Below are 21,368 nucleotides of genomic sequence, written 5' to 3'. Positions count from 1 at the left end.
TATTCCTTTTAACTATTTTGCTAAAGCTTATTTTGCGCTTAATTTAGCAGGATTTTTTGTAGCCTGTAAAATCACAAACTTATTGTTGGAAGCGATAAGTTTCACATTTTTATCGCCAAACAGACGTTTGAGTTTTGCGTCGTACCCGAGGTGACGATTTCCGATAACCAGTAAACGGCCATTTTCACTTAATACTTGTTTAGCATCGCAGAACATTTGCCAAGCAATATGATCGGTGATTGCCTGTTGTTGATGAAACGGTGGATTACACATAACCATAGAGCTGCTGCTGTGTTTAAAACCGTCCAAGCAATTGTTCGCTATACACTGTATGTCTCTATTTTCACCAAGGTTGTCGCGTAGGTTCTGTTTTGCTGATTCAAGCGCCATAAAACTTTCATCAACACATGTTAGCCGAGCATTTGGATTCAACTGACCAAATTTAACAGACAGAACACCATTGCCGCAGCCGAGGTCGATGACATTGTCTATCGAAGGGTCTTGAGGCAGGTGCTGCAGCATAAAGCGTGCACCTAAATCTAAACTTTCTCCTGAATAGACATTTGGCATGTTCTTGAGTTCGATATCTTCGCCATCAACGCGCCAAGTCGTGAAAGGCATTACTTCAATCGGAGGCTCAACTGTTGCTTGAGAAAACACCAATCTGTGCTTTTTCCAGGCCAAAGATGTTTTTGTTTCGCCTAAGTATTTTTCAAACAGTTTTAGCGTCGAAGTATGAATGTCTTTCGCTTTATTGACTGCAATGACGGGGCAGGAAGCCGGTAGCGCCTTTCTTAATTGGCTTAGTATCCACACTAGATGGCGGTTACTTTTGGGCAGTTGCAGCAAGACGAGATCAATATTGGCAGGAACGAGGTCCATCGTGGTGGCAAACGCTACTTTATTGCACTGGTTTTGCTCGAGATTTTGCTGTGCACCTTTATGTGAGATGAATGAATCACTCATTAGCGTTACATGGTGCTTTTCCGAAAACCAGCAGGAGAGGGCACCAAAGCTGTCATTAATCACGAGGATGTTTTGATTGTCTGGCAAAGCAAGCTCTTCAACATGATTAATAAGATACTCATCACCGGCATCCCACGCTTGTAGCGTTTCGTTACTACGTTTTGGGAAACGATGAAGTGTTAAGATTCGCTCGTGAAGGTTCAGTTCGGTTTTCATAGCTAAATGTAAGTTGATTTAGAAATTAAGTGTTATTGTCGCAAATGATGACGTGTCGAGATACAAAAAGCTGTCAAATTTTACGAGTTCAGTGATGGCTGCTCTCTAGGCATGTTCATGGAGTCGAGCGCCTTGAGACAATATGTCTACAAAGTGCGTCAATAATGAGAGTGACGTTTGAGTGATGCATGTCTGCTTTACTTAGGTATATACTTATGGAATTCGCATCAATGAGGAACGAATATGATCCAAGAAATCATAGAGAAGAAACTACACAGTGAGCTGCAACCCAGCTATCTCAAAGTCATTAATGAGAGCTACATGCATAATGTGCCACCAGGCTCAGAGAGTCACTTCAAAGTGATTGTTGTGAGTGATTCGTTCGCGGGACAGCGTTTGATTGGGCGCCATCGTCAAGTTCATCAAATTTTGGCAGATGAACTGGATAACCAGATTCATGCATTAGCTATTCATACATACACTGATGAAGAGTGGAAGCGTGAACAAGATGGCGCCCCTGATAGCCCGATGTGTATGGGTGGCGGTCACTAAAAACGCAAGATATAAAGGTGCAGAGAAAGGTGGCTTAAGGCCATCTTTTTTCGTTTTACATTCTTTAGGGACGTTAACGTGGCACAAATTCTGGTTAAAAAATGTGTTAACAGTGTTTCAACAAATGAATGGAAATTGCAGAATATTTCAGGCGATGAATATCACTTTTCCATAAGATATGTATGGAATATGGCATTTGTGCGATGGGTCAAAGTTATGACTATTCTTTGACCTTTTAGACCTGATTCTACCGAAATAACCCCTCTATTCTAATGATTGATCATGGCATCAAGTTCCTAAAAAATGCTAGACTACGGCACCTGATAAATCTCGCGTATTCCTTGTGACGAGATTTTTAATAGGATGTTGCGATTTTGATGTTTAAAACAACATCAAAACCGGACACTGATGTCGTGTCTAAAAGTTACGCAATCAAAAGAATCTTTTTCCCGATAAAAGTAGTGCAAGTGCGTATGATTACAATAAAGAAGGGCTTGGATCTTCCTATCGCAGGAACTCCATCCCAGGTGATTAATGATGGTAAGACCATCAAAAAAGTCGCCTTGCTTGGCGAAGAGTACGTTGGCATGCGACCTACCATGCATGTCCGCGTTGGTGATGAAGTGAAAAAAGCGCAAGTTCTTTTTGAAGATAAAAAGAACCCAGGCGTGAAATTTACTGCACCAGCAGCCGGTAAAGTGATCGAAGTTAACCGTGGCGCTAAACGTGTCCTTCAATCTGTAGTGATTGAAGTGGCAGGTGAAGAGCAGGTGACATTTGATAAGTTCGAAGCCGCTCAACTTTCAGGTCTAGATCGTGAAGTGATCAAGACTCAGTTGGTTGACTCTGGCTTATGGACCGCTTTACGTACTCGTCCGTTTAGCAAGGTTCCTGCAATCGAGTCTTCTACTAAGGCTATTTTCGTAACTGCAATGGATACTAATCCACTAGCAGCTAAGCCTGAGTTGATCATTAATGAGCAACAAGAAGCATTCATTGCTGGTCTAGACATTCTTTCAGCCCTGACAGAAGGCAAGGTTTACGTATGTAAATCTGGCACTAGCTTGCCACGCTCTTCACAGTCTAACGTAGAAGAACACGTCTTCGATGGCCCTCACCCAGCAGGTCTTGCTGGCACCCACATGCATTTCCTATACCCAGTAAATGCAGAGAATGTGGCATGGAGCATCAACTACCAAGACGTTATCGCGTTCGGTAAGCTGTTCCTAACTGGTGAGCTATGCACAGATCGTGTTGTGTCTCTAGCTGGCCCAGTTGTGAATAACCCTCGTCTAGTTCGTACCGTAATGGGTGCAAGCTTAGATGACCTAACAGATAACGAGCTGATGCCTGGCGAAGTTCGTGTGATCTCTGGTTCAGTACTAACAGGTACACATGCAACTGGTCCACACGCATACCTTGGCCGTTACCATCAACAGGTTTCTGTATTACGTGAAGGCCGTGAAAAAGAACTATTTGGCTGGGCAATGCCTGGTAAGAATAAGTTCTCGGTAACTCGCTCTTTCCTTGGTCACGTATTCAAAGGTCAGTTGTTCAATATGACAACGACGACCAATGGTAGTGATCGTTCAATGGTTCCAATTGGCAACTACGAACGCGTAATGCCTCTAGATATGGAGCCTACTTTGCTGCTTCGTGATCTGTGTGCCGGCGACACAGACAGTGCTCAAGCACTGGGTGCGCTTGAACTGGATGAAGAAGATCTAGCATTGTGTACCTTTGTATGTCCAGGTAAGTACGAGTACGGTACGTTACTTCGTGAATGCCTAGATACTATCGAGAAGGAAGGGTAATTTTCATGGCTCTTAAAAAGTTTCTTGAAGACATCGAGCATCATTTTGAGCCTGGTGGCAAACACGAAAAATGGTTTGCCCTGTACGAAGCTGTAGCAACAGTTTTTTACACGCCAGGTATCGTAACAAATAAAAGCTCGCACGTTCGTGATAGCGTTGACCTAAAACGTATCATGATCATGGTTTGGTTTGCGGTATTCCCAGCAATGTTCTGGGGTATGTACAACGCAGGTGGCCAAGCTATTGCAGCACTTAACCACATGTACGCTGGTGACCAACTAGCGACAGTTATCGCAGGTAACTGGCACTACTGGCTAACAGAAATGCTTGGCGGCACTATCGGTGCGGAAGCGGGTGTTGGCAGTAAGATGCTACTAGGTGCGACTTACTTCCTGCCAATCTACGCAACAGTATTTATTGTTGGTGGCTTCTGGGAAGTGTTGTTCTGTATGGTGCGTAAACACGAAGTTAACGAAGGTTTCTTTGTAACTTCTATCTTATTCGCACTTATCGTTCCACCAACGCTACCTCTATGGCAAGCGGCACTAGGTATCACATTTGGTGTTGTTGTAGCAAAAGAGATCTTCGGTGGTACAGGTCGTAACTTCCTTAACCCTGCACTTGCAGGTCGTGCATTTCTATTCTTCGCTTACCCAGCGCAAATTTCGGGTGACGTAGTATGGACTGCAGCTGACGGCTTCTCTGGTGCAACTGCTCTTAGCCAATGGGCTCAAGGTGGTAACGGTGCTCTAGTTAACACAGTAACTGGCGCTCCTATCACTTGGATGGATGCGTTCATCGGTAACATCCCTGGTTCAATTGGTGAAGTATCGACTCTAGCTCTAATGATCGGTGCAGCGATGATCGTTTACATGCGAATCGCTTCATGGCGCATCATTGCGGGTGTAATGATCGGTATGATCGCAGTATCGACTCTGTTTAACGTGATCGGTTCTGACACTAATCCAATGTTTAATATGCCATGGCACTGGCACCTAGTTCTAGGTGGTTTTGCATTCGGTATGTTCTTCATGGCAACGGACCCAGTATCAGCGTCATTTACTAGCAAAGGTAAATGGTGGTACGGCATCCTGATTGGTGCAATGTGTGTGATGATCCGTGTAGTTAACCCAGCGTACCCAGAAGGTATGATGCTGGCGATTCTATTCGCGAACCTATTCGCACCTCTGTTCGACCATGTAGTGATTGAGAAGAACATCAAGCGGAGACTAGCACGCTATGGCAAGTAATAACGACAGCATTAAAAAGACGCTGGGTGTTGTTATCGGGTTGAGCCTTGTTTGTTCAATCATCGTATCAACAGCAGCAGTAGGTCTGCGTGATAAGCAAAAAGCTAACGCTGTCCTAGATAAGCAATCAAAGATCGTTGAAGTTGCAGGCATTGACGCAAACGGTAAGAAAGTACCAGAGCTATTTGCTGAGTACATCGAACCTCGTCTAGTAGACCTTGAAACAGGTAACTTTACTGAGGGTAATGCATCTACGTACGATCAACGTGAAGCATCAAAAGATGCAGAACGTTCAATCGCATTGACACCAGAAGAAGACGTAGCTGATATCCGTCGTCGCGCGAATACAGCAGTGGTGTACCTTGTAAAAGATCAAGATGAAGTCCAAAAAGTTATCCTGCCTATGCACGGTAAAGGACTATGGTCGATGATGTATGCCTTTGTAGCCGTTGAAACTGATGGTAACACTGTGTCTGCTATTACTTACTACGAGCAAGGTGAAACTCCTGGACTTGGTGGTGAAGTAGAGAACCCTTCATGGCGCGATCAATTCATTGGCAAGAAATTGTACAATGAAGATCACCAGCCAGCGATTAAGGTCGTGAAAGGCGGCGCACCGCAAGGTTCTGAGCACGGTGTTGATGGCCTATCAGGAGCGACGCTCACTAGTAATGGTGTTCAACACACATTTGACTTCTGGTTAGGTGATATGGGCTTTGGTCCTTTCCTAGCAAAAGTTCGTGACGGAGAACTTAACTAATGTCTAGTGCACAAAACGTTAAAAAGAGCATTCTAGCGCCAGTATTGGATAACAACCCAATCGCGCTACAAGTTCTTGGTGTATGTTCTGCTCTTGCAGTAACAACTAAACTAGAAACAGCTTTTGTAATGACACTAGCGGTAACATTTGTAACTGCGTTGTCTAACTTCTCTGTTTCATTGATCCGTAACCACATTCCTAACAGTGTGCGTATCATCGTTCAGATGGCAATCATCGCATCGTTAGTAATCGTGGTAGACCAAGTGCTAAAAGCTTACCTATACGATATCTCTAAACAGCTATCTGTATTCGTTGGTCTGATTATCACTAACTGTATCGTAATGGGTCGTGCTGAAGCATTCGCAATGAAGTCTGCGCCAGTACCATCTCTTATTGACGGTATTGGTAACGGTCTAGGTTACGGCTTCGTTCTTATCACTGTAGGTTTCTTCCGTGAGCTATTTGGCTCAGGCAAACTATTTGGTCTAGAAGTTCTACCTCTAGTGAGCAACGGTGGTTGGTACCAGCCTAACGGCCTAATGCTACTAGCACCATCAGCATTCTTCCTAATCGGCTTCCTTATCTGGGTAATCCGTATTCTGAAACCAGAACAAGTAGAAGCGAAGGAGTAAGGACGTCATGGAACATTACATTAGTCTGTTAGTTAAATCGATTTTCATCGAAAACATGGCTCTGTCTTTCTTCCTGGGTATGTGTACTTTCCTTGCCGTATCTAAGAAGGTTAAGACCTCTTTCGGCCTAGGTGTTGCAGTTGTGGTAGTACTGACTATCGCTGTTCCTGTGAACAACCTGGTATACAACCTAGTTCTGAGAGAGAACGCGTTAGTTGAGGGAGTGGACCTTAGCTTCCTAAACTTCATCACCTTTATCGGTGTAATTGCAGCACTTGTACAGATTCTAGAGATGGTCCTAGACCGTTTCTTCCCACCTTTGTACAACGCGCTAGGCATCTTCCTACCGCTGATCACAGTAAACTGTGCAATCTTCGGTGGTGTATCTTTCATGGTACAACGTGACTACAACTTTGCTGAATCGATCGTTTACGGTTTCGGCTCTGGTGTGGGCTGGATGCTAGCAATCGTTGCTCTTGCAGGTATCCGTGAGAAGATGAAGTACTCTGACGTACCTCCAGGTCTACGTGGTCTTGGTATCACATTTATCACTGTAGGTCTTATGGCGTTAGGCTTTATGTCTTTCTCTGGTGTTCAACTGTAAGTCGGGTAAACCGCAACAATTAAGGAATAGTCAATGGACATTATTCTTGGTGTAGTGATGTTTACTCTGATCGTACTTGCACTAGTACTAGTGATTCTTTTCGCTAAGTCTAAGCTTGTACCAACAGGTGACATTACAATTTCTGTGAACGATGACCCTTCTCTGGCGATCGTTACACAACCAGGTGGTAAGCTACTGAGTGCTCTAGCAGGTGCTGGCGTATTCGTATCTTCTGCTTGTGGTGGCGGTGGCTCATGTGGTCAGTGTCGCGTAAAAGTTAAATCAGGTGGTGGCGACATCCTACCAACCGAGCTTGACCATATTACTAAAGGTGAAGCGCGTGAAGGTGAGCGTCTAGCGTGTCAGGTTGCAATGAAAACTGACATGGATATCGAGCTTCCTGAAGAAATCTTCGGCGTTAAGAAGTGGGAATGTACTGTTATCTCTAACGATAACAAAGCGACATTCATCAAAGAGCTTAAGCTACAAATTCCAGATGGCGAGTCAGTACCTTTCCGTGCTGGTGGTTACATCCAGATTGAAGCTCCTGCTCACCACGTGAAATACGCAGACTACGATATTCCTGAGGAATACCGTGAAGACTGGGAGAAGTTCAACCTTTTCCGTTACGAGTCTAAAGTTAATGAAGAGACCATTCGTGCATACTCTATGGCTAACTACCCAGAAGAGCACGGTATCATCATGCTTAACGTTCGTATCGCAACTCCGCCGCCGAACAACCCAGACGTACCACCAGGCATCATGTCTTCGTACATCTGGTCTCTAAAAGAAGGCGACAAGTGTACTATTTCTGGTCCATTTGGTGAGTTCTTTGCGAAAGATACAGATGCAGAAATGGTATTCGTTGGTGGTGGTGCTGGTATGGCTCCAATGCGCTCACACATCTTCGACCAACTTAAGCGTCTGCACTCTAAGCGTAAGATGTCTTTCTGGTATGGCGCACGTTCTAAGCGTGAAATGTTCTACGTAGAAGATTTCGATATGCTACAAGCTGAGAATGACAACTTCGTATGGCACTGTGCACTGTCTGATCCACTTCCAGAAGATAACTGGGATGGTTACACTGGCTTTATTCACAACGTTCTTTACGAGAACTACCTACGTGATCACGAAGCGCCAGAAGACTGTGAATACTACATGTGTGGTCCACCTATGATGAACGCAGCTGTAATCGGCATGCTAAAAGATCTAGGTGTAGAGGATGAAAACATCCTACTAGATGACTTCGGTGGTTAATTCCTCCAAGTGATTGAATCTATGGCTAGCTCTCCAAGAGAGCTAGCCATTGTTTTTTATAGACATAAAACTGATACTCAACAGTTGATATAGGTAATCGGATTGAAAGGATTGGTCCTATTTCCCATATCAATTCAACAACATTGGGAGTTAACAAGTGAAAAAGTGGCTTGTTGCATTCGCTTCTCTATTGATTTTGGCTGGCTGTGAGCAGCCTGCAGATCAAATTCATTTAAGTGGCCCTACCATGGGGACTTCTTACAACATCAAGTATATCGAGCAAGATGGTATTCCAACGCCAAAAGCGATGCAGACAGAAATTGATCGCTTATTGGAAGAGGTTAATGACCAAATGTCGACCTATCGTGACGACTCAGAGTTAAGTCGTTTTAATCAGCATCAAACGAGCGAGCCATTTACAGTTTCGACACAAACAGCAACGGTAGTGAAAGAAGCAATTCGCCTTAACGGTCTTACTTTAGGTGCATTGGATGTGACGGTCGGCCCTCTAGTTAACCTGTGGGGGTTTGGTCCAGAAGCTCGTCCAGATGTAGTTCCAACCGATGAAGAACTCGCTGCTCGCAAAGCAAATACCGGTATTCACCACCTATCTGTTGATGGTAATACACTGTCCAAAGACCTTCCTAACTTGTACGTCGACCTATCGACGATTGCGAAAGGTTGGGGGGTTGACGTGGTTGCTGACTACCTTCAATCTGAAGGGGTACAGAACTTTATGGTCGAAGTTGGCGGTGAAATGCGTCTCAAAGGTGTCAATCGTGAAGGTGTGCCTTGGCGTATCGCAATTGAAAAACCGACCGTTGATGAACGTTCAATTCAAGAAATTATTGAACCAGGCGACATGGCAATTGCAACAAGTGGTGACTATCGTAATTACTTTGAGAGTAATGGTGTGAGATACTCTCATATTATTAATCCACGAACAGGCAAACCAATTCATCATAAAGTGGTGTCTGTAACGGTATTAGATAAATCGTCGATGACTGCTGATGGTCTTGCAACTGGTCTTATGGTGCTAGGTGAAGACAAAGGCATGGCAATTGCGAACGAAAATAATATTCCTGTTTTCATGATTGTGAAAACGGAAGATGGTTTTAAAGAGTTGGCTTCGGAAGCATACAAGCCATTCATGAAGAAATAACAACAGAAGTGAGCATGTTTTTATGAATACATTTCTAATTACCTTTGCTGTGTTTGTCGCGGTAATCACTGCAATGGCTGTCGGATACATTTTCCAAAAGAAAGTCGTGAAAGGTAGCTGTGGTGGCTTAGGGGCAGTTGGCATCGAAAAAGTGTGTAATTGTCCAGAACCCTGCGATGCGCGTAAAAAACGTGAAGCGCGCGAGGCTGCGCGTGCTGAGAAATTGGCGGCGTGGGAAAAAGATAGAATTGCTTAGTATTGGTTAATCGTACTAAGAAAGTGATAAAGCTCAGCGTTCTGCTGAGCTTTATTTTTAGGCAGCTAACCAAAGCTCAGATGTCCGAGAAAGAGCCCAATACCGTGTTTTGTTGTTTCTTTCTCTCATGTTACAGAGCAAGACCACACTGATAGTCATTAGGACGAAGAAATGATTTGGTTACGTCCGTTCTCTTTGGCCATGTAAAGTCGCTCATCCGCCACTTTTATTTGTTGTTCCAGCTCCCCCTCGATGTTGCTTACACCAATACTCGCGGTCACAAGAATGTTTTTGTCCAAATAAGTTATTGGCGTTTTTTCTATGCGCTGTCTCATTTGTTCTAAGCGTGTTAGAAAGCCGTCATAGTCGCCACTGGCTTGAATACAAAACTCCTCGCCACCAAGCCTAGCGACAATATCATTTGGAAAATAGATTTTTAGAATATTCGCTATCATGACTAACACAGCATCGCCACCCTCATGTCCGTGTGTATCATTTACTTGCTTAAAGAAATCGATATCAAGCATCGCGATGTTTCTTTGAGCGTTTTCTACATGGGGTTGCTCAAACAGAAAGCGGCGGTTCCATAAGCCCGTTAGCGCATCTTGATTTGCCATTTTAAACAGTTCAGATGTTGCGTCTTTGATATCTAACAGTTGGTGAATACGGCAAAAAAATTCTTCTTGATTAAATGGCTTGTATAAAAAGTCATTGGCCCCTGCTTTTAGAAACCTAGCCGTCATTGTCTTAGAGTTACTACCCGACAAGCCGAGAATGGCTAATTGATTTTTATCCCACTTCCGACGTAATTCTCGCACCATCGTAATGCCATCTTTAACGGGCATGTCATGGTCGGTTAAAACGAGAGTGATATCTGGATTTTGCTCGACAAGCTCTAGGGCTTTTTGCCCATTGTCAGCTTCCAACGTTTGAATGTATTGATGCTCCAAAAGTTGGGCAATGTGTCTTCTTACGGTGTGTGAATCATCAACGACTAAACATTTGTGTTGTTGATTGTTGGTTAGTCGCTTGAGGAGTGGTAATAGATAGGAAACGGACGCCATGCTGTCTTTCAAAATATAGTCGAGGACACCTTTTGCGAGCATCTTTTCGCGAGTGTCTTCTTGAAATCGAGCCGTTAAAACAATGACACGATGACCATGTTCCAAAACGAGGTCAATAATCTCGCCATCTTGAGCATCCGGTAAACAATAGTCTAAAACCGCACAGAAGAGGTCCTGTGCTGAAGATAACAAGTTCTTTGCCTCCGCGTAGCTTTCTGCTGCGATGACCTCATAACCAGCTTGGCTTATTGTTTGGCAAAGAAAGTTTTTAAACGCACGACTATCTTCAACAACCAGAATCTTATTACTCAAGCGCAGTCCCCAAAATTAATTGTTTAAAATCAATGATAACTAAAATTAAACTTATCGCCATCAAAAAACACATGTCAACCAAAAGTAGAACAACTACCCAAATGTTTGACACGCATCCGTTAACATCACATCATTATTCCTGTCTTAGTTATATAATTATGTTTAGCTAACGTAGGGAGAAAGTAGTATGGAAATGCATCAACATGGTATGGCTGAGCTATTTCAACAACTGGGCCTCGGTAGCTCTCCTCAAGAAATGAAAGATTTTATTAATCAACATCGACACAAAAGAGATTCTGCGCCTTTACATGAAGCTAGCTTTTGGACGATGTCACAGGCGAACTTTCTAAAACAAGCCATCGAAGAAGATGCAGATTGGGCCGAATTGGTCGATCAACTGGACGTAATGCTTCGAGATTGACGTTCGCTTAAACACGCCCATTTCTCTTCAGGTAGATTTGATTTATACTGTTTTTTTGAACAGTACCTTGATAGCTATGTCAGATCGAATTAGAAAAATTATTCATGTCGATATGGATTGTTTTTATGCTGCCGTAGAGATGAGAGATAACCCCAGTTACCGTGGCATTGCACTCGCTGTTGGCGGACATGAAAAGCAGCGTGGAGTGATTAGCACCTGTAATTATGATGCGCGTAAATATGGTGTTCGCAGTGCAATGTCAACGGCGCGCGCGCTGCAACTCTGTCCTCATTTGTTGGTTGTGCCCGGTAGAATGCATGTATACAAGCAAGTCTCTCAGCAGATTCGTGCTATTTTTGAGCGTTATACGCCTATCATTGAACCTCTCTCATTGGATGAAGCATACCTCGATGTCACGGACTCGACAGCTTGCCGTGGCTCCGCAACGTTGATCGCAGAGTCAATTCGCCGTGATATCTGGAGTGAACTTGGGTTGACGGCATCGGCGGGCATTGCTCCGATTAAGTTTCTTGCCAAGGTCGCGTCAGACATGAACAAGCCCAACGGTCAGTTTGTGATTCCGCCAGAGAAAGTCCAAGAGGTTATCGATAGTCTTCCGTTAGAGAATATTCCTGGCGTGGGGAAGGTGAGTCTTGAGAAGCTCCACCAAGCTGGTTTTTATCGATGTGAGGACATTAAAAACAGTGACTATCGAGAGTTGTTGAGGCAGTTTGGTCGTCAGGGTGCCTCCTTATGGCAGCGAAGCCATGGAATTGATAATCGAGAAGTCGTTGTTGAGCGCGAGAGAAAGTCCGTCGGTGTGGAAAGGACATTCAGCCAGAACATCGCAACCTATGGTGAATGTTGGCAAGTGATTGAGGAGAAACTTTATCCTGAACTCGAGAAACGTTTAGAGCGTGCAAGCCCAGATAAGTCGATTATTAAACAAGGTATTAAAGTCAAATTTGCCGATTTTCAACTGACAACAATTGAGCACATCCATCCGCAATTAGAGCTTGAGGACTTCAAGATCTTGCTAAGAGATATTCTTAAACGCCAAAATGGACGGGAAATTCGCCTTTTAGGCTTGAACGTGATGCTCAAGCCCGAAGACCAAGCGCGTCAATTGAGCTTTTTTTAGGCCCTTACCGTTTCTACCTGCGTTAATACCTGCTCAAAACTTACATTTGCCATTGCACCATAACCTGCTAGCTTTGAGGCTTTTAGCTGGCTAATCAAAGGAGTGCTGATTCCGCACAAGAAGCGAGCAACGGCATCATTACTGATGGCCGATGGGGAAAGCTGAATAAACTCCTGCGCCCATATCGATACTTGAGATTGTTCAATATCTTCAGGTTCTGGTGCTGTGAATGTGGCGACGTGACCACGACACACGGAGCAGTGACCACATTGCTTTGGTGCATCGTGATCCGCAAAGTAGTTCGCCAATTGTGAGCTCAAACAGTGCTCGGACTGGAACAAGTGCAGCATGGTGTGGATTCTTTCGATATCTTTGCTTTCTTTGGATTGGAACAGTTCAGACAGTTGTTGGATTAAAACATCCGAGCTTGGTGTGGTTGGCATAACTGAGTACACGTCCGTCAGTTGTTTGCTCTCTAGTTCTATCCAGCCGTTCTGGTGAAAATAGTCGAGCGCTGCGACAACTCGGCTGCGTTCCGATTGATAGTTCATCCATAGCGCTTCTAGATCAACTTGGCACCACACTTTGGCTTTTTGTGAGCAGGAAAAAATGGCCTCCACAAATTGACGTCGCTCGCCTTGAAATTGATTCACAATAAATTGCTGATCGTGCAAAAACTTAAACCGATATTCCGCAAAGTAACTGTACTTTGCTTCAATGACGTTATGTAGCTCCAAATAAACCAACAAGGTTTTGAGTGGCAATTGGCGGATATTACTTTCACGCGACAAACGCAGTGGCACTACCTCCCATTGTGGAGCATGTTCTTTCGCTTGCTCGACTACATAGTTAATTGACGTAAATTCTGGTGTGTCACCATAGACAAAATTCTCCAACACCGTTAGGCCGGACGTATTGCCTAGCAGAATGCACTCCGAGCGTTGCCCGTCCCTGCCTGCACGTCCAATCTCTTGTGCGTAGTTCTCGATTGATTTGGGTAAGTCGAAGTGAATGACGCGTCGAATATCAGATTTATCGACCCCCATACCAAATGCAATCGTTGCAACAATACAGTCAATTTGGCCATCCATGAACTGCTGTTGGATTTGTTCACGAACGTCGCTTTTCATGCCAGCGTGGTATGCGTGAGCGTTAATGCCAATATGGATTAATGACTTTGCTACTCGTTCTGCTGTTTGCTGCTGCGTCACGTATACGATGGTCGGAAGCTTAGGTGAAGAGGCGATGATCTCACTGAGCTGTTCTTGTTTCTTTGTTTCCTCACACGGGATCACCGAGATATCCAGATTAGAGCGGTAGAAGCCTGTAACGGTAATATGTTCACTGGAAATATCGAACTTTTTTTGCATGTCTTCAATAACTGCAGGCGTTGCCGTTGCGGTGAGAAGTAAAGACTGTGGGATGTTCAGTTCACGTTGATATTGCGGTAGTTTGAGATAATCTGGACGAAAGTTATGCCCCCATTCGGAAATACAGTGCGCTTCATCAATGACCATCAAAGAAATCGGTACTTGGCGAATGAATTCACGAAAACGCTCATTTTTTAGTCGCTCAACAGAAATCATCAAGATTTTGATTTGTCCATTCTTCACGCCAGCCATGACCTGTTGTGCTTCTTCTCTACTTTGACTGCTATCGATAGAAGCGGCCGCGATTCCTTTACTTTGTAAAAAGCTCAGTTGATCCTTCATTAACGCCAACAACGGAGAGATCACCAACGTAAGGTTGGGTAATATGGTTGCAGGTAGTTGATAACAGAGTGACTTCCCCGAGCCTGTAGGAAAGATTGCCGCAGCAGAGTAACCATTCATAACTGCTTCAATAACGGGTTGCTGACCTTGGCGTAATGAGTCAAAGCCAAATACAGATTGAAGTGTTTGATGCAGCGAGTCACTTTGCATAATAGGGAAACCTTTCTTTGATGGTAAACTTGGCTACATTAACACACCCCGAATACTAAACGCGCGTCCTAAAAGTATGAACAAAGCTGACTTAGTCCAAATTATCATCCAACATCTGGAAGAAAAACTTCAAGTTGCCCATGCATCGGCTCAGCGAGCGATCGATGCCGCGACAGATGAAGAAACTGTTCCCGAGCACAAGTACGATACATTGGCACTTGAAGCCGCGTATCTTGCTCATGGACAAGCCATGCGAATCCAAGATAGTGAAGAGGAATTGCGTCAATATCGTTCTTTAGTGACTCGCGACTTTAAGAATGCGCCTGTTGGTGTTGGCGCTTACGTTGTTCTCGCAGATGAGAATTTGCTTGAAAAGCACTTCTTTGTAGGCCCTTGCTCTGGTGGTTTGACTGTTCAATATCAGGCTCAGGAAGTCTTTGTCTTAACAGCTAAATCTCCTCTGGGTCGAGCGTTGTTCGGGAAAGAAGAGGGTGATGAGGTTGACGTGAAAATAGGAGATAAAACAACTTGTTACGAAGTCGTGACGATTTGCTGACATCTCATGTATCACTCAGTGTTATGTTTAACACGAGTAATGTTAAATAAAAGAGAATGACATGAAAAAGCTTTTTACACTCTCATTGCTGATGGTCAGTGCTACTGGTTATGCAGCGCAGTGTCGTGTGGACATCAATAATGAAGTCCGTATGGATGGGCAAAGCTTGGAAATTCGCCAAACGACAGGTGATAAAGCTGTCGTGGATGAGGATAACAACCTCTTCATCAAAGGTGAGCTAATTGAACTCAATGCCGACCAAAAAGCGGCAATTGAAGACTATCGCGAAAAAATGAACGCGTATATTCCACAAGCAAAGCAATTGGCGAGTGATGGTTTAGCGCTTGCGAATGATATTATTGATGATGTTGCGGAAAGCCTCGATGCACCTGGTGCGTTTGATAATGTAAAAGTCGCAGTAAAGGACTTTTTCGCTGATGTTGAATCACGTTACTACAAAGATGGTGATTTCATCCTGCCTGCGGAGAGTTTTGAGTCTATGACACAAGGGTGGACTGAAGACTTTGCAAAAGCACAAGAGATCTTCAATAAAGAGTTTTTAGCCAGTTCGTTGGATGCTTTATCGAAAAAAATGAAGGAAGAGGGAGGGATAAACCTCACTGCATTATCAGAGAGTATGGCTGAACTCAGCGCGAAAGTAGAAGAGCGTTTAGCCGAGCATTCGAAAGAGGTAGAACAACAAGCAGAAGACTTGTGCGATTCGCTGGATGACATGGCAGGGCAAGAAAACGATCTGTTGAAGAAAATCCCTGAGCTAAAAGATTATCGAGTATTTACGATTTAATTACTCATTAAAAAGCAAAAACTCGATGAGATAAAGAAAGAGAGCACTATTGTGCTCTCTTTGCGTTTTACTCGCTTATTCTTTGATAGCTTATTGCGCATTCATCTCGGTGAGTTTATCGCCGACAGGTTTTGAGAAGTTAAAGCCATCATGCTGATCCCAGTTGATAGACCATGTCATTACTCCTGCATAATTCGGGTAATGGTACGCTGGTTTAACGGTGCCACATGAAGTGCCTTTGGTTAAACAATCTAGTGCGTTGATAATATTCTGTGTTGGAGCCTGCCCTGAATTTGCCGAGCTAGGACCTGAAGGTAAACCGATTGCGACTTGATCATCGCGCAATGGTGCAAATTGAGTGCCGTCGGCCAACTCAAAACCTTCGATAAGCATTTTAGATTGCGCTACCATCATATCCACAGAGCCTTCTGGTGCACTGCCTGGCAGGTATGGGTTTGGCAAACCGCCGTTGTTATATAACTGGACGTGAAGCAAGTCGAGCGTGCTGCGTGTCTCGTTTATCACAGGAATGTAAGCTCCCCAAATACCGCTGTAAGCCACATAGCCGCCTTGAACATAAGGGTGCTCAGGCGCCATGGTTAGGTACATATCTCCACCCATGTTTTGCTCTATTTGAAGCAAAGCACGACCAAGGCGAGCTTGAATTTGCGAGCCATGAACTAAGTTAGAACCACTCTCTAAATCCACATCTAGACCATCAAAGCCCCACTCAGCGATAAGACCTGTTAGGCTAGAGACAAAGTTGGCTTCATCTTGGTCGGTATTCAGCGTAATCGTGCCTTCTGCGCCGCCAAGAGAGAGAACAAACTTCTTACCTTTAGCTTGAAGCGCTGCCATGTCCTGCTTGAATTGTGTTGGATCGAGTGCTGGACAATCGCTGTAAATATCGCCTGAATATAGATTAAAGTGCACAGTGCCATCACTGTTGCGATCATTTTCAGCAAAGGCAATATCAATCACATCCCAAGCATCTGCCATATCTGCTAGACGAATTGGACAGCCCGCACCATTTACAAAATTGTGCCAGTAACCGATGAGTTTATGGCGTTTCTCTACTTGCTCAACCACCGTTATTGCTGCGGCGTCAGACAGTGCATTGCTTCCTGACAAATCCACAGCTTGGGCGCTAACTGTAAAGTTACCAAGTGCAGTTGGTGTCCAGTTGGCTGTGTAAGGTGCTGTGGTATCGGTTGCAACAATAGAGCCGTTGATCATGAAATCAACGTGTTTAATGCCTGAAGTTAAAGACGTTGCATCGGCGCTTAATGCGAGACTTTTGCCTAATCCGACGGTTTGACCGCTGCTTGGTGAAGTCAGAGAGACGACCAAATCTTTATCGCTGACTTCCACACCAACCAGGGACTCTGACGTGTTGTTATCATTATCGGTTGCGACGGCTTTAAGCTGGTTAGCGCCAATAAGTGTGGCGTTCCAAGTAACGGAATATGGCGCTTGAGTGGTGACCCCTAAGCTGGTGTTGTTCGCAAAAAACTCAACTTGCGTGACTGTGCCATCAGCATCGCTTGCGTTTGCCGTGATTTCGTTATTGCTGCCAGCGAGCACGACTTGTCCATCCGTTGGTGCCGTAATGGTAACTTGCGGTGGTGTCGAACAAGCACCTAGGCCACTCCAAGCATCTTGCCAGTATAGCCCTTCACCAGGCTCGTAAGCCCATGTCGCATCCGAGGAGCACCAACCAGCAACATCACAACGATATTTTTGGTTGAAGTGAGAAACCAGGTCGCCAGCTTGATAACTTGTGCCTGCCACATAAGGTACTGCATCTGCACATCCGCCCGTTCCGGTTTCTGAATTACTAATAACCAGCGCTACTTCTTGGCTCATCGTTGCGAGGTTTGTATCATCAGTCGCTTGTGCTTTGAACGAGTATGTACCTGGACTAGCGGTCCATTGATATTCGTAAGGTGCGCTAGTATCAATGGCGACAGATTGATTGTTTACGAAGAACTCAACTTGTGTGACCACACCATCAATATCGTCAGCTTGAGCGGCTACGGTTAGGTTATCGCCTACATTAAGCACTTCTGTGCCTACTGGGCTTGTCAATGAAATGCTTGGTGGCGGTAATTCGACTTGTGGTTGAACTTGGATAGAAATCGTCGTGGTGCTAACAGCTCCCTCATTATCTGTCGCAATTGCGGTCAATTGCGAGATCCCTTCAATAGCTGTCCAAGAAGCTTCGAATGGTGCTTGAGTTACCACAGCAACGGTTTGGTTGCCTGCAACAAACTCAATTTGTGTGATTTGGCCATCTTCGTCAGCTGCGTTGGCTAACAAAGTGATCGCACTGCCTTCGGGAATTTGTGCGTTGTTTATTGGAGAGGAGAACGACACCGTTGGTGATAAATTGTTGCTTCCACCATCACATTGCCCTAACGCTTTCCATGCTTCCCAAGATCCTGAGTTGGTCACGGGGTCATTGCCTTGCGTCCAATATGCAGCCTCATAAGCGGCTCCTTGCGTTTTTACTAAAGCGCCCGATGTATAAGTCGCAGTGCTGTCCCAGTCGGGTAGACTTTGACAGTTATAGGCTTGAGCTTGGTAGCTGGCGCTGAGTGCTACAACCATCGCTCCGTGAAGTAGGGTGACCTTCATTTTCCTCTCCTTGAATCATGGGTATAAATGAGAACAGAGTAATAACTAGCTGATAAATAGACATTAGGGGGAAAAAGCGAAGCACAATATTCTGCTTTTCGACACAGTATCACGAGGAACAGTTCGTCCCTTACACCAGAGCTCATTATTTTTCGGCTCACTTCACGGCAGAAGGATTGGTAAAATTCAGCCACGTAAAACGAGCAACAGTCGCGAGGCTTTTGAGCGATGAATATGAGATGTACGTTAAAATTTACAAGCTGAATGACTATAAATTATTTCAACTGTCGAGGATTTAACCGAGGTACTCTTGTTGAATAGTGAATATTGCTATAGTGTACTAGTTAGCTAGTTCAATGATATTTTTGTGTGAGTAGTATGACACAGCAAACCTCTTCTCAGCCTCGCGAGCATTTTGGCTCTCGTCTCGGGTTCATCTTAGCTGCCGCAGGTGCCGCGGTTGGCCTTGGCAATATTTGGGGCTTCCCAACTCAAGCAGCCAGTAATGGTGGCGGTGCTTTCCTGTTAGTTTATTTGGTGATGATTCTTATCGTCGCATTTCCGATGCTGGTGGTTGAAATGGCGATTGGTCGCCATGGTCAAGCCAACCCTGTAGACAGTATGCGTGCAATCACAGATAACCCTACCGGTAAAAAGCTCGGCGGCATTGTGGGTTGGATTGGTTTAAGCGTACCAAGCGCTGTCTTAGCGTTTTATTCAATTGTTGGTGGTTGGTTGATCTGCTTTTTACTGGGTGCAATCACAGATCTAATGGGGTTAGAAGCTGCAACTCAATGGCTAAAGGGCTTTAGTGTTGAACGTAACTTGTTCGGAACCATTACTTTTTATGTACTGACGATTCTCATCGTACAAGGTGGCGTAAAACAAGGTATTGAGAAGTGGTCCACACGTTTGATGCCAGCATTGTTTGTTCTGTTTGCTCTGCTATTTGCTTACATCATGACGCAAAACGGTGCGATGGAAGGTCTGAAACATTACCTAGTGCCGGATTTTGAAAAGGTATGGGACCGCAAGTTGATTCTTGCTGCAATGGGACAGGGCTTCTTCTCGCTTACGATCGGTGGCTGCTCAATGTTGATTTACGGGTCTTACTTGAGTAAGAAAGAAAACCTACCAAAGATGGCGATGAACGTGACCATGGTAGATACTGCCGTTGCTTTCATTGCAGGGTTAGTGGTGATGCCAGCGATGTTTGTAGCAATGCAAAAGGGCGTTCAAATCTATGCAGAAGATGGCTCTCTCTTAAGCTCAGATACGTTAGTGTTTACGGTATTGCCACTAATGTTTGATAGTTTAGGTTTGCTTGGTCAATTATTCTCTATTGTGTTCTTCTTATTGCTGACGATTGCGGCGCTAACGTCTTCCATTTCAATGTTAGAGTGTCCAGTGGCTTTAGTGAGTGAGCGCTTCAATACTAAGCGCAGCGCAACGAGCTGGGTTTTAGGTGGTCTCATTGCCTTGTTCAGTGTGGTGATTGTTTATAACTTTGGCGCTCTGTTTGGTATGGTCGCGACGGTTGCTACTCAATATCTACAACCAACCGCTGCGCTCTTATTCTGCTTATTTGGTGGTTGGGTATGGAATCGCAACTCAAAAATCAAAGAACTTGAGCAAGGTTGCCCGGAGTTTACGCAAGGTTGGTTTGGTAAGTTATGGCCTGCGTATGTGAAGTTTGTATGTCCAATTCTTGTGGCGACAGTCATCTGGGCTTCATTTGGCTAACCGAGACGCCTATCGAATAAAAGAAAAGGGCTTGATGGTAACTCATCAAGCCCTTTTTGATATTGGTTATTCTCGTTTCGGTTATCCGCCAAGAATGGTGTTGATTAACGGAATTGTCCTGCTTCTGGAAGAAAGTCAAAACCAGCAGAAGCCAGTTTTGTCTCCAGTGCTGTGCGTTCGATATCGAAGAAAGCCACCAGTTTATCTAAGTCACCACCGAAGTCGTCGCGTAGCTTCATATTCACAATGCTCATCAGCATGACAGGATCCATGGATTCAAAGTTCGCTAGATTCATTACTTATCCTCAAAATCTGAAATCAGTAGGTTTGCCGCAGCAAATGCCGCTTTTTCACGCACTTCTTTAGGCAGGGACTCATCCGCTGCAACATCGTTCAGTGCTTTAACTGCACATGAAATTGCTTGGGGAATATAAGCTTGATCGCCACTACCAATCTGAGCATAAAGCTCACGAACCAGTTCACAACAGCCGTATACTTGCATGTTTTCTTTCCACTAAATGATAACTTATCTCAATATACACACAGCGGATTTGAAACTCAAAGTACAGAGTTGTTTTGGCTCAAGTTGAAGGTTTGCTTGAGCGAGATTTAATCACTGCATTTGTGCTTCTAACTGCTGGGTGACTTCTGGTGAAAGTTGAAGTTGTTTTGCTAGTTCTTGCAGATACGCTTTTTCCATAAAGTTTTGTTCATCAGCGACGATCAAAGACGCCAGGTAAATTTCTGACGCTTGTTGAGGAGAGGTCGCCTGATTAGCAATTTCAGCAGGATCAAGCGGTTTGTTTAACTCTTGCTGAACGAGGTGACGAACGTGCTCATCTGCGCCCATATCCGCGAGAGCTTGTTCAATGCGCGCCATTTCCTCTTCATCAACGTGACCATCAGCTTTTGCAGCTCCAATCATTGCTTTTAAAATTAAGACACTGTGTTTACTGTCATCGGGGTCAAAGGTTTCTTGAACACCTTGACCGGATTGCTTGGCTTGCCAGTCGTTATACACTTTGTAGGCCAAGGCTCCAAGCGCAGCTGCGCCACCGACTTTTAATGCGTTTGACCCTATTTTTTTAGTCATTTTTTTACTTTTCTTTGAGCCCATCAGCATACCGATGAGGCCTCCGCCTACAGCACCTGCTCCTAGCGTTTTTAGACTACTTGAATTTGATGAGGATTTGATGTTGTTGGTTTGTTTGCCCAATGCATCTGCACCTTGCTTAAGTAAGTCTGATTTGAGTGCTTGGTTTAGAAGACTTTTTAAATCCATAACTGACCTCCTTTAG

Annotated in this window: 21 protein-coding genes; 14 read left to right on the top strand and 7 right to left on the bottom strand. The window is 44.5% G+C overall.

What is annotated here, in order from left to right:
* Window positions 1-27: 27 nt before the first annotated feature.
* Window positions 28-1,182 (bottom strand): methyltransferase, encoded by a 1,155-nt coding sequence (locus tag R7Q46_RS07250; RefSeq protein ID WP_025768233.1) that lies wholly within the window; start codon window positions 1,180-1,182, stop codon window positions 28-30.
* A 243-nt stretch (window positions 1,183-1,425) separates the two neighbouring features.
* Between R7Q46_RS07250 and bolA the strand changes: the two genes are divergently transcribed.
* The 9 genes from bolA (at window position 1,426) to nqrM (ending at window position 9,469) form a co-directional block, all read left to right on the top strand.
* A complete protein-coding gene (bolA, locus tag R7Q46_RS07245) occupies window positions 1,426-1,734 on the top strand; it encodes a transcriptional regulator BolA (RefSeq protein WP_025768234.1) in 309 nt (102 codons plus the stop codon).
* Window positions 1,735-2,207: 473 nt separating this feature from the next.
* Window positions 2,208-3,548 (top strand): Na(+)-translocating NADH-quinone reductase subunit A, encoded by a 1,341-nt coding sequence (locus R7Q46_RS07240; RefSeq protein WP_005380264.1) that lies wholly within the window; start codon window positions 2,208-2,210, stop codon window positions 3,546-3,548.
* A gap of 5 nt (window positions 3,549-3,553) precedes the next feature.
* Window positions 3,554-4,798, top strand: a complete 1,245-nt coding sequence (locus R7Q46_RS07235; RefSeq protein ID WP_005380265.1) for an NADH:ubiquinone reductase (Na(+)-transporting) subunit B — start codon at window positions 3,554-3,556, stop codon at window positions 4,796-4,798.
* Window positions 4,788-5,558: a Na(+)-translocating NADH-quinone reductase subunit C gene (locus R7Q46_RS07230; protein WP_005380267.1), complete on the top strand. Its 771-nt coding sequence runs from the start codon at window positions 4,788-4,790 to the stop codon at window positions 5,556-5,558. Before R7Q46_RS07235 ends, R7Q46_RS07230 begins: the two co-directional genes overlap by 11 nt.
* Window positions 5,558-6,190, top strand: a complete 633-nt coding sequence (locus tag R7Q46_RS07225) for an NADH:ubiquinone reductase (Na(+)-transporting) subunit D (RefSeq protein WP_005380269.1) — start codon at window positions 5,558-5,560, stop codon at window positions 6,188-6,190. The genes R7Q46_RS07230 and R7Q46_RS07225 overlap by 1 nt, the downstream gene beginning before the upstream one ends.
* A 7-nt stretch (window positions 6,191-6,197) precedes the next feature.
* On the top strand, window positions 6,198-6,794 hold the full coding sequence (nqrE, locus tag R7Q46_RS07220; protein ID WP_005380270.1) for an NADH:ubiquinone reductase (Na(+)-transporting) subunit E: 597 nt from the start codon (window positions 6,198-6,200) through the stop codon (window positions 6,792-6,794).
* 33 nt (window positions 6,795-6,827) lie between these two features.
* A complete protein-coding gene (nqrF, locus tag R7Q46_RS07215; protein ID WP_005380271.1) occupies window positions 6,828-8,051 on the top strand; it encodes an NADH:ubiquinone reductase (Na(+)-transporting) subunit F in 1,224 nt (407 codons plus the stop codon).
* Window positions 8,052-8,208: 157 nt separating this feature from the next.
* Window positions 8,209-9,213, top strand: a complete 1,005-nt coding sequence (locus tag R7Q46_RS07210; RefSeq protein WP_005380272.1) for an FAD:protein FMN transferase — start codon at window positions 8,209-8,211, stop codon at window positions 9,211-9,213.
* 22 nt (window positions 9,214-9,235) lie between these two features.
* Entirely contained in the window at window positions 9,236-9,469 is a 234-nt protein-coding gene (gene nqrM, locus R7Q46_RS07205) for a (Na+)-NQR maturation NqrM (RefSeq protein WP_005380273.1), read from the top strand.
* A 158-nt stretch (window positions 9,470-9,627) separates the two neighbouring features.
* Here the strand turns inward: nqrM and R7Q46_RS07200 are convergent, their stop codons facing one another.
* Complete coding sequence (locus R7Q46_RS07200) at window positions 9,628-10,845, bottom strand: response regulator (protein ID WP_005380276.1); 1,218 nt, start codon at window positions 10,843-10,845, stop codon at window positions 9,628-9,630.
* 187 nt (window positions 10,846-11,032) lie between these two features.
* On the opposite strand from R7Q46_RS07200, the gene R7Q46_RS07195 reads away from it, so the two are divergent.
* Window positions 11,033-11,266 carry a DUF2789 domain-containing protein gene (locus R7Q46_RS07195; RefSeq protein WP_005380277.1) on the top strand — a complete coding sequence of 78 codons (234 nt, stop codon included), beginning with the start codon at window positions 11,033-11,035 and terminating at the stop codon, window positions 11,264-11,266.
* Between the two features lie 76 nt (window positions 11,267-11,342).
* A complete protein-coding gene (gene dinB, locus R7Q46_RS07190) occupies window positions 11,343-12,407 on the top strand; it encodes a DNA polymerase IV (RefSeq protein WP_025998728.1) in 1,065 nt (354 codons plus the stop codon).
* On the opposite strand, the gene R7Q46_RS07185 is transcribed toward dinB, so the two are convergent.
* A complete protein-coding gene (locus R7Q46_RS07185; RefSeq protein WP_318077415.1) occupies window positions 12,404-14,329 on the bottom strand; it encodes a RecQ family ATP-dependent DNA helicase in 1,926 nt (641 codons plus the stop codon). The genes dinB and R7Q46_RS07185 overlap by 4 nt on opposite strands.
* Before the next feature lie 76 nt (window positions 14,330-14,405).
* Between R7Q46_RS07185 and R7Q46_RS07180 the strand changes: the two genes are divergently transcribed.
* Entirely contained in the window at window positions 14,406-14,885 is a 480-nt protein-coding gene (locus tag R7Q46_RS07180) for a GreA/GreB family elongation factor (RefSeq protein WP_005391761.1), read from the top strand.
* 61 nt (window positions 14,886-14,946) lie between these two features.
* Window positions 14,947-15,690: a YggN family protein gene (locus R7Q46_RS07175; protein WP_005380283.1), complete on the top strand. Its 744-nt coding sequence runs from the start codon at window positions 14,947-14,949 to the stop codon at window positions 15,688-15,690.
* A 90-nt stretch (window positions 15,691-15,780) separates the two neighbouring features.
* Here the strand turns inward: R7Q46_RS07175 and R7Q46_RS07170 are convergent, their stop codons facing one another.
* Window positions 15,781-18,327 (bottom strand): Ig-like domain-containing protein, encoded by a 2,547-nt coding sequence (locus R7Q46_RS07170; RefSeq protein ID WP_258480745.1) that lies wholly within the window; start codon window positions 18,325-18,327, stop codon window positions 15,781-15,783.
* Window positions 18,328-18,705: 378 nt separating this feature from the next.
* Here R7Q46_RS07170 and R7Q46_RS07165 point away from each other — a divergent pair, with 378 nt between their 5' ends.
* Window positions 18,706-20,070 (top strand): sodium-dependent transporter, encoded by a 1,365-nt coding sequence (locus tag R7Q46_RS07165; RefSeq protein ID WP_033905531.1) that lies wholly within the window; start codon window positions 18,706-18,708, stop codon window positions 20,068-20,070.
* Between the two features lie 104 nt (window positions 20,071-20,174).
* Here R7Q46_RS07165 and R7Q46_RS07160 read toward each other — a convergent pair whose 3' ends face one another.
* The 3 genes from R7Q46_RS07160 to R7Q46_RS07150 all read right to left on the bottom strand — a co-directional run bounded on the left by R7Q46_RS07160 (window position 20,175) and on the right by R7Q46_RS07150 (window position 21,352).
* Window positions 20,175-20,366 (bottom strand): DUF4250 domain-containing protein, encoded by a 192-nt coding sequence (locus R7Q46_RS07160; protein WP_005380289.1) that lies wholly within the window; start codon window positions 20,364-20,366, stop codon window positions 20,175-20,177.
* Window positions 20,366-20,572 (bottom strand): YaeP family protein, encoded by a 207-nt coding sequence (locus R7Q46_RS07155; protein WP_005391765.1) that lies wholly within the window; start codon window positions 20,570-20,572, stop codon window positions 20,366-20,368. The genes R7Q46_RS07160 and R7Q46_RS07155 overlap by 1 nt, the downstream gene beginning before the upstream one ends.
* A 111-nt stretch (window positions 20,573-20,683) precedes the next feature.
* Complete coding sequence (locus R7Q46_RS07150) at window positions 20,684-21,352, bottom strand: tellurite resistance TerB family protein (protein ID WP_053306724.1); 669 nt, start codon at window positions 21,350-21,352, stop codon at window positions 20,684-20,686.
* Window positions 21,353-21,368: the final 16 nt, after the last annotated feature.

Source organism: Vibrio sp. 811, assembly GCF_033339195.1.
The sequence above is the reverse complement of the archived record's forward strand: the minus strand, read 5'-3'. Positions and strand labels throughout refer to the sequence as shown.

Coding starts and splice junctions, on each gene's coding strand:
- R7Q46_RS07250 (WP_025768233.1), bottom strand. CDS start 1,182: ATGAAAACCGAACTGAACCTTCACGAGCGAATCTTAACACTTCATCGT.
- bolA (WP_025768234.1), top strand. CDS start 1,426: ATGATCCAAGAAATCATAGAGAAGAAACTACACAGTGAGCTGCAACCC.
- R7Q46_RS07240 (WP_005380264.1), top strand. CDS start 2,208: ATGATTACAATAAAGAAGGGCTTGGATCTTCCTATCGCAGGAACTCCA.
- R7Q46_RS07235 (WP_005380265.1), top strand. CDS start 3,554: ATGGCTCTTAAAAAGTTTCTTGAAGACATCGAGCATCATTTTGAGCCT.
- R7Q46_RS07230 (WP_005380267.1), top strand. CDS start 4,788: ATGGCAAGTAATAACGACAGCATTAAAAAGACGCTGGGTGTTGTTATC.
- R7Q46_RS07225 (WP_005380269.1), top strand. CDS start 5,558: ATGTCTAGTGCACAAAACGTTAAAAAGAGCATTCTAGCGCCAGTATTG.
- nqrE (WP_005380270.1), top strand. CDS start 6,198: ATGGAACATTACATTAGTCTGTTAGTTAAATCGATTTTCATCGAAAAC.
- nqrF (WP_005380271.1), top strand. CDS start 6,828: ATGGACATTATTCTTGGTGTAGTGATGTTTACTCTGATCGTACTTGCA.
- nqrM (WP_005380273.1), top strand. CDS start 9,236: ATGAATACATTTCTAATTACCTTTGCTGTGTTTGTCGCGGTAATCACT.
- R7Q46_RS07195 (WP_005380277.1), top strand. CDS start 11,033: ATGGAAATGCATCAACATGGTATGGCTGAGCTATTTCAACAACTGGGC.
- dinB (WP_025998728.1), top strand. CDS start 11,343: ATGTCAGATCGAATTAGAAAAATTATTCATGTCGATATGGATTGTTTT.
- R7Q46_RS07185 (WP_318077415.1), bottom strand. CDS start 14,329: ATGCAAAGTGACTCGCTGCATCAAACACTTCAATCTGTATTTGGCTTT.
- R7Q46_RS07180 (WP_005391761.1), top strand. CDS start 14,406: ATGAACAAAGCTGACTTAGTCCAAATTATCATCCAACATCTGGAAGAA.
- R7Q46_RS07175 (WP_005380283.1), top strand. CDS start 14,947: ATGAAAAAGCTTTTTACACTCTCATTGCTGATGGTCAGTGCTACTGGT.
- R7Q46_RS07170 (WP_258480745.1), bottom strand. CDS start 18,327: ATGAAGGTCACCCTACTTCACGGAGCGATGGTTGTAGCACTCAGCGCC.
- R7Q46_RS07165 (WP_033905531.1), top strand. CDS start 18,706: ATGACACAGCAAACCTCTTCTCAGCCTCGCGAGCATTTTGGCTCTCGT.
- R7Q46_RS07160 (WP_005380289.1), bottom strand. CDS start 20,366: ATGAATCTAGCGAACTTTGAATCCATGGATCCTGTCATGCTGATGAGC.
- R7Q46_RS07155 (WP_005391765.1), bottom strand. CDS start 20,572: ATGCAAGTATACGGCTGTTGTGAACTGGTTCGTGAGCTTTATGCTCAG.
- R7Q46_RS07150 (WP_053306724.1), bottom strand. CDS start 21,352: ATGGATTTAAAAAGTCTTCTAAACCAAGCACTCAAATCAGACTTACTT.